This window comes from Nocardia sp. PLKS1-43 (assembly GCF_059510335.1).
On the sequence record NZ_JCAJZQ010000007.1, the window covers coordinates 280,882 to 296,966 of the forward strand.

General features: G+C 65.7%; 19 protein-coding genes and 1 other RNA gene. 11 read left to right on the forward strand and 9 right to left on the reverse strand.

From position 1 onward, the window contains the following. Positions 1-58: 58 nt before the first annotated feature. Positions 59-664 (reverse strand): TetR/AcrR family transcriptional regulator, encoded by a 606-nt coding sequence (locus AC5WS7_RS25365; protein ID WP_495957063.1) that lies wholly within the window; start codon positions 662-664, stop codon positions 59-61. 90 nt (positions 665-754) lie between these two features. Between AC5WS7_RS25365 and AC5WS7_RS25370 the strand changes: the two genes are divergently transcribed. The 6 genes from AC5WS7_RS25370 (at position 755) to AC5WS7_RS25395 (ending at position 5,412) form a co-directional block, all read left to right on the forward strand. Continuing rightward, on the forward strand, positions 755-1,099 hold the full coding sequence (locus AC5WS7_RS25370) for a putative quinol monooxygenase (protein ID WP_495957064.1): 345 nt from the start codon (positions 755-757) through the stop codon (positions 1,097-1,099). 464 nt (positions 1,100-1,563) lie between these two features. Then, positions 1,564-2,202, forward strand: a complete 639-nt coding sequence (locus AC5WS7_RS25375) for a maleylpyruvate isomerase family mycothiol-dependent enzyme (RefSeq protein WP_495957065.1) — start codon at positions 1,564-1,566, stop codon at positions 2,200-2,202. Positions 2,203-2,782: 580 nt separating this feature from the next. Then, complete coding sequence (locus tag AC5WS7_RS25380; protein WP_495957066.1) at positions 2,783-3,154, forward strand: DoxX family protein; 372 nt, start codon at positions 2,783-2,785, stop codon at positions 3,152-3,154. Between the two features lie 126 nt (positions 3,155-3,280). Then, on the forward strand, positions 3,281-3,763 hold the full coding sequence (locus AC5WS7_RS25385; RefSeq protein WP_495957067.1) for a MarR family winged helix-turn-helix transcriptional regulator: 483 nt from the start codon (positions 3,281-3,283) through the stop codon (positions 3,761-3,763). A gap of 283 nt (positions 3,764-4,046) precedes the next feature. After that, positions 4,047-4,262 carry a hypothetical protein gene (locus AC5WS7_RS25390; protein ID WP_495957068.1) on the forward strand — a complete coding sequence of 72 codons (216 nt, stop codon included), beginning with the start codon at positions 4,047-4,049 and terminating at the stop codon, positions 4,260-4,262. A 433-nt stretch (positions 4,263-4,695) separates the two neighbouring features. Then, entirely contained in the window at positions 4,696-5,412 is a 717-nt protein-coding gene (locus AC5WS7_RS25395) for a class I SAM-dependent methyltransferase (protein WP_495957069.1), read from the forward strand. A 428-nt stretch (positions 5,413-5,840) separates the two neighbouring features. Here the strand turns inward: AC5WS7_RS25395 and ssrA are convergent. Then, positions 5,841-6,210, reverse strand: a transfer-messenger RNA (tmRNA) gene (ssrA, locus tag AC5WS7_RS25400). A gap of 271 nt (positions 6,211-6,481) precedes the next feature. Between ssrA and AC5WS7_RS25405 the strand changes: the two genes are divergently transcribed. From AC5WS7_RS25405 to AC5WS7_RS25420, 4 genes are all read left to right on the forward strand, one after another. After that, positions 6,482-7,903, forward strand: a complete 1,422-nt coding sequence (locus tag AC5WS7_RS25405; RefSeq protein ID WP_495957070.1) for a WGR domain-containing protein — start codon at positions 6,482-6,484, stop codon at positions 7,901-7,903. Between the two features lie 113 nt (positions 7,904-8,016). Next, positions 8,017-8,463, forward strand: coding sequence for a nitroreductase/quinone reductase family protein (locus AC5WS7_RS25410; protein WP_495957071.1), 447 nt, complete (start codon positions 8,017-8,019; stop codon positions 8,461-8,463). Positions 8,464-8,547: 84 nt separating this feature from the next. Continuing rightward, on the forward strand, positions 8,548-8,787 hold the full coding sequence (locus tag AC5WS7_RS25415) for a hypothetical protein (RefSeq protein ID WP_495957072.1): 240 nt from the start codon (positions 8,548-8,550) through the stop codon (positions 8,785-8,787). 53 nt (positions 8,788-8,840) lie between these two features. Beyond that, entirely contained in the window at positions 8,841-9,302 is a 462-nt protein-coding gene (locus AC5WS7_RS25420) for a nuclear transport factor 2 family protein (RefSeq protein WP_495957073.1), read from the forward strand. Positions 9,303-9,337: 35 nt separating this feature from the next. On the opposite strand, the gene AC5WS7_RS25425 is transcribed toward AC5WS7_RS25420, so the two are convergent. The 3 genes from AC5WS7_RS25425 to AC5WS7_RS25435 form a co-directional block, all read right to left on the reverse strand. Beyond that, the gene (locus AC5WS7_RS25425; protein ID WP_495957074.1) at positions 9,338-10,201 is read right to left on the reverse strand and encodes a DMT family transporter; all 864 of its coding nucleotides are present in this window, start codon (positions 10,199-10,201) and stop codon (positions 9,338-9,340) included. Beyond that, positions 10,198-10,671, reverse strand: coding sequence for an SsrA-binding protein SmpB (gene smpB / locus AC5WS7_RS25430; RefSeq protein WP_495957075.1), 474 nt, complete (start codon positions 10,669-10,671; stop codon positions 10,198-10,200). The genes AC5WS7_RS25425 and smpB overlap by 4 nt, the downstream gene beginning before the upstream one ends. Positions 10,672-11,037: 366 nt before the next feature. Beyond that, positions 11,038-12,084, reverse strand: a complete 1,047-nt coding sequence (locus AC5WS7_RS25435) for a YeiH family protein (protein ID WP_495957076.1) — start codon at positions 12,082-12,084, stop codon at positions 11,038-11,040. A 101-nt stretch (positions 12,085-12,185) separates the two neighbouring features. Here AC5WS7_RS25435 and AC5WS7_RS25440 point away from each other — a divergent pair, with 101 nt between their 5' ends. Further along, complete coding sequence (locus AC5WS7_RS25440; RefSeq protein ID WP_495957077.1) at positions 12,186-13,112, forward strand: LysR family transcriptional regulator; 927 nt, start codon at positions 12,186-12,188, stop codon at positions 13,110-13,112. On the opposite strand, the gene AC5WS7_RS25445 is transcribed toward AC5WS7_RS25440, so the two are convergent. The 4 genes from AC5WS7_RS25445 to AC5WS7_RS25460 all read right to left on the reverse strand — a co-directional run bounded on the left by AC5WS7_RS25445 (position 13,097) and on the right by AC5WS7_RS25460 (position 16,058). Then, positions 13,097-13,735 (reverse strand): DUF4232 domain-containing protein, encoded by a 639-nt coding sequence (locus AC5WS7_RS25445; RefSeq protein ID WP_495957078.1) that lies wholly within the window; start codon positions 13,733-13,735, stop codon positions 13,097-13,099. The genes AC5WS7_RS25440 and AC5WS7_RS25445 overlap by 16 nt on opposite strands. A 682-nt stretch (positions 13,736-14,417) precedes the next feature. Beyond that, a complete protein-coding gene (locus AC5WS7_RS25450; RefSeq protein ID WP_495957079.1) occupies positions 14,418-15,383 on the reverse strand; it encodes a helix-turn-helix domain-containing protein in 966 nt (321 codons plus the stop codon). A gap of 109 nt (positions 15,384-15,492) precedes the next feature. After that, the gene (locus AC5WS7_RS25455) at positions 15,493-15,735 is read right to left on the reverse strand and encodes a WLR motif membrane protein (RefSeq protein WP_495957080.1); all 243 of its coding nucleotides are present in this window, start codon (positions 15,733-15,735) and stop codon (positions 15,493-15,495) included. An 89-nt stretch (positions 15,736-15,824) separates the two neighbouring features. Further along, positions 15,825-16,058, reverse strand: coding sequence for a WLR motif membrane protein (locus tag AC5WS7_RS25460; RefSeq protein ID WP_495957081.1), 234 nt, complete (start codon positions 16,056-16,058; stop codon positions 15,825-15,827). Positions 16,059-16,085 lie beyond the last annotated feature (27 nt).

Genomic DNA, 16,085 nt, shown 5'->3' on the forward strand with positions numbered 1-16,085 from the left:
GAGGGCCTGTGGTGGAGCTGCCGGGAATCGAGCCCTTTCGCGTTGTGGTCGAAGTAAGTCAGCCGACCGGCTGTCCGACCGGCCAGGCGAGTAGGGCGGCACGTGCGATGTGCTCGAGGTCCGCATGAGTGGCGCCGTCGCGGGCCTGGGCCGACATTCCCTGCAAGACAGCGGAATAGAACACCGCGAGTGCGTGCGCGTCGGTGTTGCGAGGAAGCTCCCCGGCATGCGCGGCCGCGGTGAACTTGCGCTCGATACTTTCGAGCCCAGCGGCTCGCAAACCGCGCAAATGCGCTCGGACGTCTTCCGACTGCGGTGTGCAATTGGTGGCGGCGGTGATCAGCAGGCAGCCGGGCGGATGACCATCGCCGGTGTAAGCGGTCGCGGCATCGTGGAGCAAACGCGCTATCGCCGAGTATGCCGTCGGTTCGTCGGCGACCGCGCGGGTGGTGAACGCGGCGTATGTGTGCAGATATCGGTCCAGGGCCTCGAGGAACAGGGCCCGCTTATCACCGAAGGCAGAGTAGAGGCTGGGTGCGGTGATACCCATCCGCTCGCCCAGGAGCGCGACCGAGGTCGCGTCGTAGCCGTGCTCCCAGAACGCGATGAGAGCGTGCTCCAGCGCTTCGTCGCGGTCGAAGGACCGAGGTCGTCCGATAGCCATCCTCCAATACTATAGCGATCGCTCAAAATGTCTGCTAGCGTCATTTCGTAGCGATCACTCAAAAAAAGAGTGCCAGTAGAGGAGTTGACGATGGTCCAGGTAGGCGTGCAGATCCGCTTCGAGGCCAAACCAGGCAAGGCGGATGAGGTCGAGGCGATGCTGAAGCGAGCCCTGACACAAGTTCTCCAGGATGAGCCCACCGTCGTCTGGCTGGCGCTGCGCATCGGCCCCGCGTCCTTCGTGGTGGTGGACGCGTTCAATGACGATGCGGATCGACAGGCCCATCTGGCTGCATATCTGGCTCCACTACACCGAGCAGCCACGGAGTTGTTCGTGGGCCCTCCGTCGGTGGAATACACCAACGTGGTCGGAGCGAAGTTGCCCGGCCCTCGAAATCCGCGAGCCGGCGCTACTACTTCGGCGCATATCAGGTGAGCGGCACCGTCGTCGGCTCCGACCCGATGCGGACCTGCGGCCGACCCGCGACCGACTTACCCAATCGCACGGCGGCGACCGGCTTTTCGCCTCTCCGGACGTCGCCGACCATCTCGGCGACCTACGCGAACCCGGCATCGGCGAACGCCACATCGATCTGGAGCGTGACGGCTGGATCTGCCATCCGCCTCGAACAGGACGACGGCTACGACTGGTCGCCGGAGAACCCCACCCGCCTGTCCTCGCGGTCCGTATCCGGCAGTTCCGGACCTTCCGTCCAGGACGTATCTCCATGGCGACGTCCGGATGTGAGCAGCGTTGCCGGACCGATGAGTTCGGGCGTGCCTCGCCGTCGATACAGACGAAATGATGAACACGCAGTCGTCCTGGTGCGACGTGACGAATGGCCGGGCCATCATCCCGCTCGCGCCGGGCTGGCTGCGCCGACCTGGAGGTATCCGCGAGTGTCGAACGTCGTATCTCGTGACGAGCTATGGGCGTTGGTGCACGCCGAACGCGCCGCATTGGCCGAAGATCTCGCCGATCTGAACGACATGCAATGGGCGCAGCGGTCGCTGTGCGGACAGTGGACAGCGGAGGAGGTCCTCGCCCACCTCACCGCGGCGGCAACGACGGGCCGGCTCCGTTGGCTGATCAGTGTCGCGCGCGCCCGTTTCGACTTCGGTAAACATAACGCCCGGCAATTGGCCGCCCACCGCGGTCCAACGCCTGCGGAAACACTGGACCGATTCCGTGCGGTCATCACCAGCACCACGGCGCCGTCCGGACACACGGCGGCCTGGCTCGGCGAGGTGGTCGTTCACGGCCAAGACATCCGTCGCCCACTTGGCCTATCCCGAGAACCCTCGATCGAGTCGGCCACCGAGGTCGCCAGGTTCTACGCGAGCCGGGACTTCACCGTTGCCAGCCGCAGCTCGATCGAAGGTTTGCGTCTGGAAGCGACCGATGGCCCCTTTGCCAGCGGAACCGGGCCCTTGGTCAGTGGAACAACGATCGCCTTGACCATGGCGATGGCGGGCCGGGTCACCTATTGCGACGACCTCGCCGGCCCCGCCTTGCCCACCCTGCGCAGCCGTCTATGAATCTCCCCCCGAAAAAGGTCCCCGCCACATCCTCGTGATGCTTCGCGCCGATCTCCGACATCCACGGCTCGTTCACACTGGGCGAGTCCGACCGAGCCACCCGGGTTGCTCCTCGGGTCCAGTCGTCGGCCGGTGCGATCAGCGCCGCAGTCACAGCAAGGGCTCCGTGAATCAAACATGCACGGACACAGCGTTTCTCACGCCAGGGCGGGTGATGTTCGAACTCCTGAAGCACGGCGCGGGCAACAGGACCCGGCAGCCGAGGCGGACTGCCACTCACGCGGTGGCACGAGCAATAGTGCGCGGCGGAATCGGTTGACAGGAGAAGATCGGCGACAACCCGGCGGATGCGTGTGTTCGATATCGTATCGTTCCCATATTTTATGGTGTAGCATTGCGGTCACGGACACACAGGGCTGGCGCCGGATGGTCAACGCTTCAAAAGGTCATCGTCGGGTTCCGCGAGTCAATGTGACGGCATCCCGGTGCGCCGGCCCTCGACCGCATCCCGTCCGTCGCAAGCCGTCGGGCGGGCGGGAATCCCGGAAACCGACCGCATCTCATTTCCCAAGGAGTTCCGATGTCAACCGCATATTTGGTCGTAACCCTCATCGCCATCGGCGCCAATGCCTTCTCCGGTCTTGCCGCGATCACCCGGTTCCGGCCGATCATGAAGGTTCTGGGTCCCGCGATGGAAACAGCCGGGGTCCCTCGGTCCTGGCTCGTCTTCCCGATCGGCACACTGAAAACGGCAGGCGCGGTAGGCCTCACGATCGGCCTGCTCGGCGTACCGCTCATCGGGGCAGCGGCAGCCATCGGCCTGATCCTGTTCTTCGTCTGTGCCGCCTACACCCATGTTCGGGTGGGTGACTACTCACAGACCTTCTTCGGTGCCGTGACGTTCTTCCTCCCTCTCGCTGTCGCGAGCCTGGCTCTGGGGCTCGCCGCTTAGCATCCACGTCGGCAGCTGCAGGCCGCACAATCCGAACCCACCCCGCCGTGGCCGGACGCACTCTCATGCCTATCGTATGATACGAATAATGAATAACTAGCCGCGCGAGTCGTAAGGTACAGGTCAGTGACAGATCAAGCCGGGGCGAGGCGCCGCCGCCAGCTGACCAACGGTGTCAAAGAGGCGCTACGTGACCTCAACATCCAGATGTCACTGCTCAACCGGCGGATGAGCAGCAAGGTTGAACTCAAGGACGCCGACTGGACCTGCGTGGATCTGTTGAACCGGCAGGGCCCGCTGTCCCCGAAGGAGCTGGCACGGCGGACCGGCCTGCACCCGGCAACTCTCACCGGAGTACTCGATCGACTGGAACGCGCCGGATGGGTTGTCCGAGAACGCGACCCGCACTCCCCCGACCGCCGCGCCGTCACCGTGCGCGCCCTGCGCGAGCGCAACCAGGAGCTCTACCGCACCCTCACCGGAATGAACAAGAGGATGGATGCGCTCTGCCGCGATTACACCGAGAGCGAACTCGAGGTGATCGCCGACTTCCTCCGCCGCACCGCCGAAGCCGGACACAGTTCCACCGAAGAACTCGACACCGCGTAGCCGGACGCCCGCCCGCGTCTACGGACCGACGCCGCGTCCGCAAGACGTCCGCCGGCCGCCCGACGGAGTCCGCCATCGGTAACGGCACGCTGAAACATCAACTACCGCAAGGGTTTCAACTCTGCTGCCGTAGTTCGGCCACCACATCCAGCCGCCTGGACCGAGCGGCGTTCGACATCCATGTCCGCGATCGGCGCATCCCGGCGTATAGTATGTATTACGTATTATATGCAACGCATGCATTATGGGATATGCTCGTACTCACGAGCACGATGAGATACCGATGGAGCGTTACCGGCCGCATGATCTCGCCGTTCACCAATTCGGAACCCAGGGCCGCGCCGAGGGCCGTTTCACTGCCCGCACCGACCTCGCGGCCGGTCTGCTGGCGCTGGCGGGCGACGACTCCTGTCTACACAAAGCCGTCGGAATAATCACCGCGGTCGGCAACCCGAGTTTCATGCGGATCATCCGAAAGGAAGGCTCCGCCGGCCGCTGAGCAGGGCACCGCCCGCCGCGATCACGAGGTGCCCGCCTCCGCACCCGCAGGAGACGCCGAACAACGCTGCGCTGCAGCCGATCTCATATCCGTACCAAAAGTTGGCGAGTGCGTCGCGCCACCCTTCACGACCTTACGGCTGGAGCCCTCGACTTACAATATATTAGATACTATACGAAACTCATATATTATATGTTACACTCGTATACGTGGGGCGCGGACACCTCCGCCAATCCCGGACTACACACAACCCGACGCCGAGCCGTGCAGGCAGCAATTCCCGCAAGGGGACAACCGGCAGGCCGATCCAGACAACGGAGACCACTGCACAGCAGCGGTTCCTCGATTCGCTGGGGTCCGGGCGCAACCCACGAGCCGAGCGATCGACGCCGGCCCACGAGATCCGACCCATCCGACACCGAAGGGACACACGGTGAACGACACCAACGAAACACCGAAGATCGACATGGCCACCTCCGACTTCGAACCCATGTACCGCGGCGACGAATTCTCCACCGGACTCGTCATGCAACGCGCCCCCTGGGACATCGGCCGGCCACAGCCACTGGTCCTGGAATTCGAACGACAGGGCCGCATCACCGGGAGGATCCTCGACGTCGGCTGCGGCCCCGGCGACAACGCCATTCATCTCGCCGACCTGGGATACTCGGTCATCGGCCTGGACGTCGCGCCCACCGCCATCGAACAGGCCCGCGCCCGAGCCGCAGCACGCGGTCTGGACGTCGATTTCGCCGCGGGCGACGCAACTACGCTCGAAGGCTACGACAACTATTTCGACACAGTGCTGAGCAGCGGGCTACTGCACAACCTGAATCCTCAACAACAACAAGCACACCTGGCCGCACTGACCCGAGCACTCAAACCCGGCGGCCGAGTGATCCAATTCTGCTTCACCCCAGCCGAACACGGCGAGCTCTACTCACCACACCCGGTGTCCGAACAACAGCTCCGCACCGCCTTCTCGGAGCCGACCTGGTCCGTCACCACCCTGCGAACCGATCGACTGGAAACCAACCCAATGCCCGCCCATATGCTCGAACGATTCGCACAACACAACTTCCACCCCGAATTCACCGAGACAGGAGCACTATTGCTACCCGTGCTCGTCCTCGAGGCAAGCAAGGCCTGACACGCACCAGAGCCGTGGTTGAAGCCGGGACATCCGGCTTCATTCCGCAACGTTGCGGTCAGGATTGTCGATTACCGGACCGGGGGCCGCCCCAAACATGTCGATCGGCCTTTCCGCCTACGACGACAGCACCCTCGGGAATGCCGCGTACGGCGCCGAACAGATCAGGGAAGCGGACCACGTAGGTCAACATCATCCAGCACAGCGGCGCGAATGTGAAGACGATTCAGCGCCAACTCGGGCACCTGACGGCGACCATGACGCTCGACAACTATGGGCATCTGTTCGAGGACGACCTCGATGGCGTGGCTGTTCGGATGGGCACCGGATTGCGGGCCGCTGCGGAGAAGTGTGCCCGAAATGTGCCCAGATCTACGACTGGTCGGGCATGAAAAGGCCCCTCACCTGCGGTGCAGGTGAGGGGCCTGTGGTGGAGCTGCCGGGAATCGAACCCGGGTCCTCCGCCGCTTCTCCAGGGCTTCTCCGTGTGCAGTTCGCGTTGTCTCTGCTTGGATCTCCCGGTCTTGCGAACGAGCCGAGATGACGATCCCAGTCGCTGTTGGATGTCCCGCCCTACTCCGCGACCGAGTCGGACGGTGAGCCTTCTAGCTGATGCCAGGGGCCGGGCCGAAGGCGAACCCGGGCTGACAGACACGCTCTACTGCTTAGGCAGCGAGAGCGTAGTCGCGCTGATGAGAATCGGCGCTTATAGGGTTGCAGCGACGCTTACGGTGGTCTCCTGCCTGCACCGACACGCTTCCCCTGAATCGACGCACGTAGTCGAAACCGTTCAGCCCCGTACTTCAATCCAGTTGCCCGGCTTGTGACCGGGCTGTTCATAGTAACACCTCGTGTACGGAAGACATTCCCGCCATGCCACGGCCCGCGCCGACCGGCCGCCCCTCCGGCCGGATCCGCCGGACCGCCGACCGGAACAGCACGCGCAACAGGCAGCGCATCAGCGACTCCGCCGCGTGACGGCGGGCCGGGGAACGCGGCGATCGAAACTTGTCGGTACCCCCTGATACGTTCTGGCCCATACCGATGATTCGAAACATGAGGCGATGCAATGACTTTCGGGGGCACAACCTATCTCGAGCTGTCCGAGGCGAACGGCTCTGCGCACAAGTTCTACGAGGTCGCCGTCGCGGGCACCCAGGTCACGATCCGCTACGGGCGGATCGGGGATGCCGGTCAGACACAGGTGAGTTCGTTCCCCACGACGGAGAAGGCCGCGGCGGCGGCCGGTAAGAAGGTCGCCGAGAAGATGCGCAAGGGCTACGCGCCCGCGGTCCTTGGGGCGCGCGCCAAACGCCAGGTCACCCGCCGGGCCATCGTCAGCCAGCGTTCGACGGCGAAATCCGCTCCGGTGCTGTGGACGTTCGACTCGGGCGCACCCGCGTACGGCATCTTCGTCGACGAGTCGCGCTGCTGGGTCGGCAACGAGGCGGGCGATGTGTTCACGCTGACGCCCGAGGGCGCCCCGATCGGCCGGTTCCGGCTGCCCGATTCGGTGAAATGCATTGTGGCCGACGATTTCTGGATCTACGCGGGCTGCGACGACGGACGTGTCTACGACCTGTCGGGCAAGGTGCCCCGGGCGGCGTACGACATCGCCTCCGATGTCGACATCTACTGGCTCGACATCCACGACGGCATCCTCGGCGTCTCCGATCGGCAGGGCGGGATCACCGTGATCGATCACGAGGAGGAGTCGTTGTGGAGCAGGCGCAGCACCGGCGATTCCGGGTGGATGGTCCGCGTTTCCCGCGAGGGCGTCTGTCACGGTCACTCCCACGGAGTCACCGCGTATGACCTGACCAGCGGCGAATCCCGCTGGCACGTGAACACCGGACCGGTGCTGTTCGGCTGGCAGGAGACCACCTCGGTCTACGCCGGAACCAGCAGCGGGGAGGTGCGCCTGATCGCCGAGAACGGGCGGTCCGAGCGCGTCTACCAGTGCGACGCGGCCGTATTCTCCTGTGCCACATCACCGGACGGCCGCTACGTCTTCGCCGGCGACAATCACTCCTCGGTCTACTGTTTCGACTCCGCCGGCCGGCGGCTCTGGAAACTGGCCACTGGCTGCGGCTCGGCGTTCTCGATGCAGTATCACGCCGACCGGCTCTACCTGGTGACCACCAATGGCACGCTGGCCTGCCTGGATGTCAGCGAATCGGGCATTCGCGACGCCGAGCAGGGCGTGCTGCCGCAGACGGTGTCGGTCAAGGCCCCCGAGATCGCCGCGGTAACCCCCAGCGCCGCCCTCGAGGTGACGGCCGATCCCGGCACGGGCGTCGTGGTGGAGTGTGTCCGCGAGGGCGGAAAACTTCGCGTCCACGTGGCCTCCCCCGGTTATGACGGTTCGTGGAATGTCCAGTTCCCGAAGGAGATTCGCGAGTACGGCGCGCGATACGTCGTCGATGCGGTCAGCGAGTCCGCGCGTGGCGGCTTCTATCGCGTCCGCGGCGACATCCGCAGACTGCACTGATCCGCGCCCGTGCATCGCCAACGGGCCGGACGTCCACGGGCGAGACCGCGGCCCGAACAAATATGATGTTCGCACTATATGCGCCTCGTATCATTCGGCGTACGATCGATCGCATGAACGCAGACAGATACCGCCGGATGACCAACACGATCAACAAGGCCATCACCGGGCTGCAGCGCCTGGGCATCGCCTTCGGGCCGATGCAGCTGCTGACCGTCCCGGGCCGGCGCAGCGGGCGATTGCTCACCTTCCCGATCGCGGTGAACGAACTCGACGACGGCGGCCGATATATCTTCCAGGCGTTCCCGAAGGCCGCCTGGGTCGCCAACGTGCGCGCGGCCGACACCGTCACCCTGACGCGCGGCCGCAGGTCCACCACGGCCCGCCTGGTGGAACTGCCGGTGGATCAGCGCGGTCCGGTCCTGCGCAATCTGGTCGCCACCAGCCCGGCCAGCGTCGGGTCCCGATTCGTCACCACGGGTCTGGCGGACGAGGCGACACCCGACGGAGTCGCCGCGGCCGCGGCCCGGATCGCGGTGTTCCGCGTCGAACCCGCCTGATCCGACCCGCTGACACCCCACCGCACTGGCCCGCCTGGCCGGGTGCACCCGGCCAGGCGGGCTTTGACCGGGACTCTGGACCGCATGCGGAAGGCGGGCTGGATCGTGCCCGAGCGCGATCCGGAATCACCCGACCGCCGCGCGGTCACGCTGCGGCTCGTGCGTGACCGCAATCGCGTTCTGTTCCAACTCTTCTCGGGAATGGCCCAGCGGATGGACGCGGTCTGCGCCAACCATTCCGAGGCCGAGCTGGGGGTCATCACCGACTTCCTGCGACGCACCAGCGCCGCCGGTCACGAGTCCGTGGCGGAACTGGAACACTAGTTGTCGCCGGTCATGACTCCAGCACCGACAACCCTGCCGAAGGAAGGTCACCGATGAGCGAACCCCGCCCGCCGTTCCCGCCGTTCACCGCGGAGACCGCACGCCAGAAGGTGCAGGCAGCCGAGGACGCGTGGAATACTCGCGACCCGCAGCACGTGGCGCTGGCCTACACGCCCGATTCAGTGTGGCGTAACCGCGACGTGTTCGTCACGGGCCGCGAGGAGATCGTCCGGTTCCTGACCGCCAAGTGGGAGCGCGAACTCGACTACGCCCTGCGCAAGAGCCTGTGGGGTTTCCGGGAGAACCGCATGGCGGTCCGGTTCCAGTACGAGTGGCACGACTCGGCCGGTCAGTGGTGGCGCAGCTACGGCAACGAGTTGTGGCAGTTCAGCGCGGCCGGCCTCATGGAACGACGCGAGGCCAGCATCAACGACGTACCGATCAGCGAAGCCGACCGGCGGATCTTCGGCCCGCGATCCGACGACGATCTCGGCGTGGAGATTCCCCTGCAGTAGCCGGGACAGCGACTCGCCCGACGGGGGCGGCCGGTTCAGGCCGTGGCGATCAGCGCGACGGAACCCAGCGCCATCGCCATACCGATCTTCTGCAACGGTCCGGCCCGCTCGCCGAGCAGGACCATCGCCAGCAGGACCGTTGCCGCCGGGTAGAGCGAGCCGATCACGCTGATCAGGGACAGCAGGCCGGAATGGAACGCATACTGCATGGCCACGTTCGCGATCACATCCAGGACGCTGACGTAGCACGCCAGCCGCAAAGGCTCACCGCGCGGCGCTCGGAATTGACCGGCCGCCAGCGCGGCCACCCAGACGACCAGGGTCGCCGCGACGCGCGAGAACAGTACCGGCCAGATGCCCGACGCGGTCGTCGTCTCGTGCAGACAGACGAAGGCGAGTCCGAACGCCAGACCCGAGCCGACCGTCAGCAATGCGACGCGACGGTCGAAACGCAACTTCCGGCCCCCGGTGATCTCCTCGGTCACGTCATCGGGCGATTCCTTGCTGACCAGCACCACCGCGATCAACGCGAGGCCGATCCCGACATAGGCCGGCGGACTCGAACGTTCCCCGATCACCATCCCCACCAGCACCGGAACACCGGCGACCAGCACCGCGGTCAGCGGTGAGACCACCGCCATCGGCCCGCTGGCCAGCGCCGCGTAGAACCACCACACGGCCAGCCCGCTGGCCACACCCGACGCCACGCCCCACAGCAGCGAAGCCGTGTCACAATGCCCGCCGACCAGCGGCGCGACGACCGACAAGATCAGCACCGACAGCGGATAGGACACGATCACCACCCGCAACGCGGCAACTCGCCGGGACGCGACCCCACCCGCGAAATCGCTCACGCCGTAGCCGATTGCCGCCAGCAGCGCCAGCAGCACTCCGATCAACGGATGCCCTTCACACGCCGACCGAGCTCCCGAGTCACCTCCCGCTCCATCGTGCGGCGGGCCAGATCCTGACGTTTGTCGTAGTCCTGCTTACCCTTGGCCAACGCGAGCTCCACCTTGACCTTGCCGTCGGAGAAGTACATCGACAGCGGCACGAGCGTCTGATTGCTCTCCTTCACCTTGCCGGTGAGCTTGTCGATCTCCCGGCGGTGCATCAGCAGTTTGCGGGTGCGGCGCGGTGAATGATTGGTCCACGTGCCGTGCCCGTATTCGGGAATGTGCAGCCCCCGCAGCCACACCTCACCGTCGTCGATGGTGGCGTACGCGTCCACCAGCGACGCCTTACCCTCGCGCAGGCTCTTGACCTCGGTACCGACCAGCGCGACCCCGGCCTCGTAGGTATCGAGGATCGCGTAGTTGTGCCGCGCCCGCCGATTGGTGGCGATGACCTTGCGCCCCTGCTCCTTCATGTACACCCTTCTAACACATTCGCCCTGGTGAGCGGCAATCGATTTACCCCCGCCCGCCGCACGCCCACATCGCCCGACCAGCTTACGGACGCGGACGGGCCCAGCGCATACGTCAACAACCCGGCGGCCCGAAAACGTCCGACAGAAGGCAAGCACGCGCGTACGTCACATTCGGCGCTGGATTCGCCATCCCCGGCAAGGTCTCGGCCGATGATCGCGCCAACGGGATGGGCCCGAGCCGGCCGGAAACCATGCGGTGCTCCGAACTTGTTGTGCACCAGACTATTTCACGTACAGCGGCCACCCCCGGGCCCTCGAGGCGCGGCCGGACGCGGCGGCGGCCGGGCGCAAAGCCCGGCGGGTGAATCACGACGCGATCAGCACACCGACGAGGGCGATCGTCGCCACCCAGACGGTGGAGGCGACGGCGAGGATCAGGGGGCGGGCGCCGACCTTCGCGATGGTGGTCGCGCGGACGCCGCAGCCCAGGGCGAACATCGCGGCGGTCAGCAGGAGTGTCTGCGCGGTTTTGGCATCGTCGAGAATCACGGTGGGCAGCAGGCCGGACGAGCGGAGCAGAACGCAGCCGAGGAAGGCCACGACGAAGAAAGGGACCAGCGGTGGGCGCTTCACGTCGAGGTCCGCGCTGCCCCGGTTGCGTTGGCGCACACCGAGAACCAGCATGACCGGGGCCAGCATCAGCACGCGGGCGAGCTTCACCACCACCGCGACGCCCAGTGCCGCACCGCCGATCGCGCTGCCGGCCGCGACCACCTGAGCGACCTCGTGGATCGAACCGCCCGCCCACAGACCGGCGGTCGCATCGGACAGGCCGAGCGCGTGCGACAGCAACGGGACGATCGGAATCATCAGCGTGCCGAACAGGATGACCAGCGCGACCCCGGCGACCACCTCCTGCTCGTCGGCATCGACCACACCGTCGACCGCGGCGACCGCCGCCGCGCCGCAGATGGAGAATCCGCAGGCGATGAGCAGTCTTTGCGTCCAGCCGATGCCGAGAAGTTTTCCGGCGAACATCGTCCCGCCGATGCCCAGGAAGACGATCGCCATCACCACGACGATCATTCCCCAGCCGAGGTCGAGGACATTTCGGAGCGTCAGTTGCAGACCGAGAAGTGCCACGCCCGCTCGCAGAAGCCGCTTCGCGGAAAAATGTAATCCGGGCTGAATTCGCACGGGTATTCGTGTCACATTGGCCAGAACGGCTCCGAGCACTATCGCGATCAGCAACGGGCTGACGGCCGGCAAGAAATGATTGACCGTCATCGCCGCCGCCGTGGCCAGGATGCACAGCGCAAGCCCCGGCGTCAGCGCGGCAATACTGCGTGAACGGCGTGATCGAGTCACGCCAACGGCCGATATCTCCGCTTCACCATTCACCCGAGTGCTCATGCGTTCACGATCGAGTATTCCCGGAAGATGCGGAAGACGGATTCTTCGCATGGGGCCATATCAGATGGACATACCCCAGCGCGCGGCTATATCGTCGACGCATGTCTCGGCGGTTCCCGGATTTCGCTGCACTGGAACTACTGGTGGGCGTCGACGACTACGGAAGCCTCAGCGCCGCGGGCCGTAAGCTGGGGATTCCACAACCCAATGCGAGCAGGGCCGTCAAACGCCTGGAACGGCAGTTCGGGCTGCCGCTGCTCGAACGCAAGACCAGCGGCTCGTCGCTCACGGCGCAGGGAACCGTCGTCGCGCACTGGGCGCGAATCGTTCTCACCGACGCGAACAAACTCCTCGATGTCGCCGAGGGGCTACGCATCGGACATGCGCCGGAACTCACGGTGGGCGCGAGTATGACGGTCGCCGAGCACCTCCTGCCGCGCTGGCTCGGCCGCCTGCGCGGATTGCATCCGGAAATCACCGTCCATCTCCAGGTATACAATTCCACTCGGGTATTCGAGCAGGTAATCAGCGGTGAATGCGGAGTGGGCTTCGTGGAGTCACCCACGGTTCCACCCGAATTGCACAGTATCGCCGTCGCCCGGGACAGCCTCGTCGTCGTGGTGCATCCGGAACATCCGTGGGCCCGACGCGGCAAGCCGATTCCGATCGCCGAATTGGCAGCCACGCCACTGGTGGTTCGAGAACCCGGATCGGGCATGCGGAACACGCTGGACGTGGCGTTGCAGGAATACGACCGGGCCGAGCCGCTGCTGGAATTGGGCAGCGCCGCGGCTATTCGCACCAGCGTATTGGAAGGGGTCGGTCCCGCCGTGCTGAGCACCTTGGCGGTCGCCGACCACCTGGGTTCGGGCGCACTGCGGACCGTCGAGGTCGATGGCCTCGACCTGTCGCGGCTGCTTCGAGCGGTGTGGCGCTCACCTCGCCGCCTCGAAGGCCCCGCGGGCGAACTCGTCGACCTGGCCTGCCGAGGCGATCGAGACGGTGGCGACCATCAGGCTCCGGCCTGAATCGGCTGGATGTGCGCAGCGGCGGTACCGGACGCCTGGTCCGCGTTGTCGACCGGATTTCCGACACTCCACGGCACCGACAGTTGCGTGGTTTCGTTCGGCGGGGTGACCGAGACCTTCGTCGGCGTCCACAGCGACCCCTGCTCGCCTGGCGGGAGACTGCCAGAGGGGTCGATGTAGTAGATGACACTGTGCGCGCTGGCGCCCGGGGCGAGGGTCACCGGAGACGCGTCGCCGACTCGCGGCAGGGAGTAGGCCGAGCCCGGTCCGACCAGATCGACGCCCGGGAAGCCGGACATGACGCAGGCATGCGCCGAGTGATTGGTGAAGATGAGCGGCAGATCGTAGTGCGTACCAGCGGCTCCCAACTGCCCCTGGGCGTTCACGGGGACCTGCTTCTGCGCGCCGAGCCGCGCCGAGAGGTCCGCGGTGCGGCAGGGCGAGGCCGCGTTCGACTGGCGCTCCTGCGTGCCGGCGGAAGCCGCGGCGGACGCCGCCTGCTGCGCGGACGATGCCTGCGGTGTCGTCCCCGGCGCCGCCGAATCGTTCCCCTGACAACCCGAGACCGACAGCGCGAGCCCGGCCGCGGCGACAGCGATCCCCACCGAATTCCCGTATTTCACGCCCACTCCCATCGGAATTGCGAAAGAGGTTTCGCCAACCTCACATGGTGTCCTGAATCCGGTGCAGACCTTACCGCGTCACCACCGCATCCGTGGCACGACGACCTGTTCGCGCCGAATTCCGATGTGCGCGATTTTTCACAGGTCCGGCTTGTAAACGCCGCACCGCTGCGGTGCGATATTCACCGGACCTCGGTGCGGAATTCGGCGACACCCAGGCGACCCGAGGGGACGCCCGGGATCGGCGTGGCAGTCACCTGCGACGCATCGGAATTCCTCCGATGCCATGGAACCGGTCGAAGTCGTCCGCTATCCCCGTGCGGGCGACCCGGCGAAACCGGCGAGACAATCCGCGCTGTGAATGTATTCCCCTCCGAAACATCACAGTGCCGGTCATCGCGGTCGCAGCCCGGACCACGCAACTTTCTCTTTGTGCAACACACTATGCGGGTTGTCGGCGTGAGTAATTTGCTATCGGTATCAATTTCTACTTTTTCCTGGGGTGCTCCGAGCAGGCCCGGCGGGCGGGGTTCGCTTCGTTCGAGAACGTTAGGCGTCGACGTGGCCGGGTCTCTACCGTTTTCCGGCAAAGTTGCGACGTTTTTCGGCAAGCCGGGTGCCGTATCTCGTCATCGCGGCATCGCAGCCGTATTGTGGTGCACCGCAGGATGATTCGTGCCGGTTATCCGGCGTCGTCCACGCCGAGCAGCTGAGCGCGCCACTGGGCCGGGCTCTGCCCGAAGTGCTGGCGGAAGCTCTCGCGGAACCTGCGTGTCGTGCTGAAGCCCGTCTCGAAGGCGATCCGATCCATATCCACCGGAAACGGGGTGGACAGTCTCCGCCGTGCGCGGTCCAGGCGGATCGTGCGCAGCATCGCACCCGGCGCGAGCCCCTCGGCCTGTTTGAGGGCGTTGTACAGCGTGCGCGGGGAGCAGCCGCACATCTTGGCGATGGCCTCCGGTGTCACCGTGTGGTCACCGGCGTGAACCTCCATGAACGCACGCGCCCGTCGAGCCACGCCGGAGAGATTGTCGGGCGCGACGGGCCGGACCGGGTCGAGCATGCCTTGGAGCAGGGTGAGCGCACCGGAGAAAGCGACGGTGAAATCTTGCGCGGTCCACTCCTGGCGGCAGTCGACGAGCTCGCGGACCTGATTCGCCAGCAGGCGTACCAGCGGTCGTCTCTCGTCCAGGGCGAGCGGGGCGTCCGCGGCGCGGGCGAGGGTGACGGACTGCTCGGGAACGGTCATGATCAGCGCACGAAGCGTTTCGTCCTGCCGCATGTACATGGGCTGGCCCCAGTGGAAGAACGCGAGCTTGCCCGGCTGAATGATCTCCCGCGAATCACCCTGTGCGAACTCGAATTTCCCTTCCAGCGGGATGAGGAGCCGATAGCTGTTGTCACCGTCGTCTCGGACATTCCGCTGCGAGCGCTGGTAATCCAGCGGGTCGGACTGGAACTCGACGATCTGGAGCGGGCCCACCTCCTGGGCGAACGCCGCGGAGTGGAAGTCCTCGCCGCTGCGGAAGGCGAGCCCGACCGACCCCTGCCTGGTATGAAGATAGTTGTGCCAGAGCGCGGTTCGGTCGGCTTTGGTTTCGACATCGTTCGTCGAGACATGTTCGGTCCGGTACTCGGGATCGGTCACACGGACACCCTTTCGCGTACCGCTTCGAGGCTACAAGGGCATCAACATATCAAGGAACCGAACCGGACGTGCCCGCCCGACATCCGAACTCCGTTGTGCTCGAACCGGATCAGCCGGTGTGTACCTCGAGGTACAGGACGAACAGCGCGACCCACACGAGCAGCAGCAGGATCGTCGACACGCGCGGATGCCCCAGATGACGGTAGGTGTGCGGACGCAACCAGCCGGTGTCGACGGTTCCCTCGAGCACCCGAACGCGAAGGCCGGCCGGCTCCGGAGCGTCCGGCGCATCCCGATCGGAACCACCGGACTGCGCGTCGCCGCCATCGGACTGATGGTTGTGGTGGACCATGCCGGAACGCTATCCGGGTACGCGGGCGAGTGGGGGAAACTTGCCCGAATCGAAATGGGTTCGTGCGGCGGTGGCAGGCCCGCACGGACTCATGCCGGGCGTACCTCCAGGTACAGCGCCAGCACCGCGATCCAGACCGACATGAGCACGAGCGTGGACACCCGAGGACGACCCAGCTGTTGCCGACGAGGCCACAGCCGGTGCCGGCGAGTGTGGCCCGCGCCGGCCTGCTGCGCCTGCGGGTCGGGCCCTGTCACCGTGAGGGTCGGCTCCTCGGTGGGAGCGCCGCCACCACCGGTGACATCATCGTTACCGAGCGTCATATCGGAAAGTTACCCACGTTTCGGGTC

Bases quoted from the DNA above. Each gene is read 5' to 3' on its own strand.
- AC5WS7_RS25390 (WP_495957068.1), top strand. From the start codon at position 4,047: ATGGAGCGTTACCGGCCGCATGATCTCGCCGTTCACCAATTCGGAACC.
- AC5WS7_RS25405 (WP_495957070.1), top strand. From the start codon at position 6,482: ATGACTTTCGGGGGCACAACCTATCTCGAGCTGTCCGAGGCGAACGGC.
- AC5WS7_RS25455 (WP_495957080.1), bottom strand. From the start codon at position 15,735: ATGGTCCACCACAACCATCAGTCCGATGGCGGCGACGCGCAGTCCGGT.
- AC5WS7_RS25410 (WP_495957071.1), top strand. From the start codon at position 8,017: ATGAACGCAGACAGATACCGCCGGATGACCAACACGATCAACAAGGCC.
- AC5WS7_RS25415 (WP_495957072.1), top strand. From the start codon at position 8,548: ATGCGGAAGGCGGGCTGGATCGTGCCCGAGCGCGATCCGGAATCACCC.
- AC5WS7_RS25420 (WP_495957073.1), top strand. From the start codon at position 8,841: ATGAGCGAACCCCGCCCGCCGTTCCCGCCGTTCACCGCGGAGACCGCA.
- smpB (WP_495957075.1), bottom strand. From the start codon at position 10,671: ATGAAGGAGCAGGGGCGCAAGGTCATCGCCACCAATCGGCGGGCGCGG.
- AC5WS7_RS25370 (WP_495957064.1), top strand. From the start codon at position 755: ATGGTCCAGGTAGGCGTGCAGATCCGCTTCGAGGCCAAACCAGGCAAG.
- AC5WS7_RS25380 (WP_495957066.1), top strand. From the start codon at position 2,783: ATGTCAACCGCATATTTGGTCGTAACCCTCATCGCCATCGGCGCCAAT.
- AC5WS7_RS25460 (WP_495957081.1), bottom strand. From the start codon at position 16,058: ATGACGCTCGGTAACGATGATGTCACCGGTGGTGGCGGCGCTCCCACC.
- AC5WS7_RS25440 (WP_495957077.1), top strand. From the start codon at position 12,186: ATGTCTCGGCGGTTCCCGGATTTCGCTGCACTGGAACTACTGGTGGGC.
- AC5WS7_RS25365 (WP_495957063.1), bottom strand. From the start codon at position 664: ATGGCTATCGGACGACCTCGGTCCTTCGACCGCGACGAAGCGCTGGAG.
- AC5WS7_RS25435 (WP_495957076.1), bottom strand. From the start codon at position 12,084: ATGAGCACTCGGGTGAATGGTGAAGCGGAGATATCGGCCGTTGGCGTG.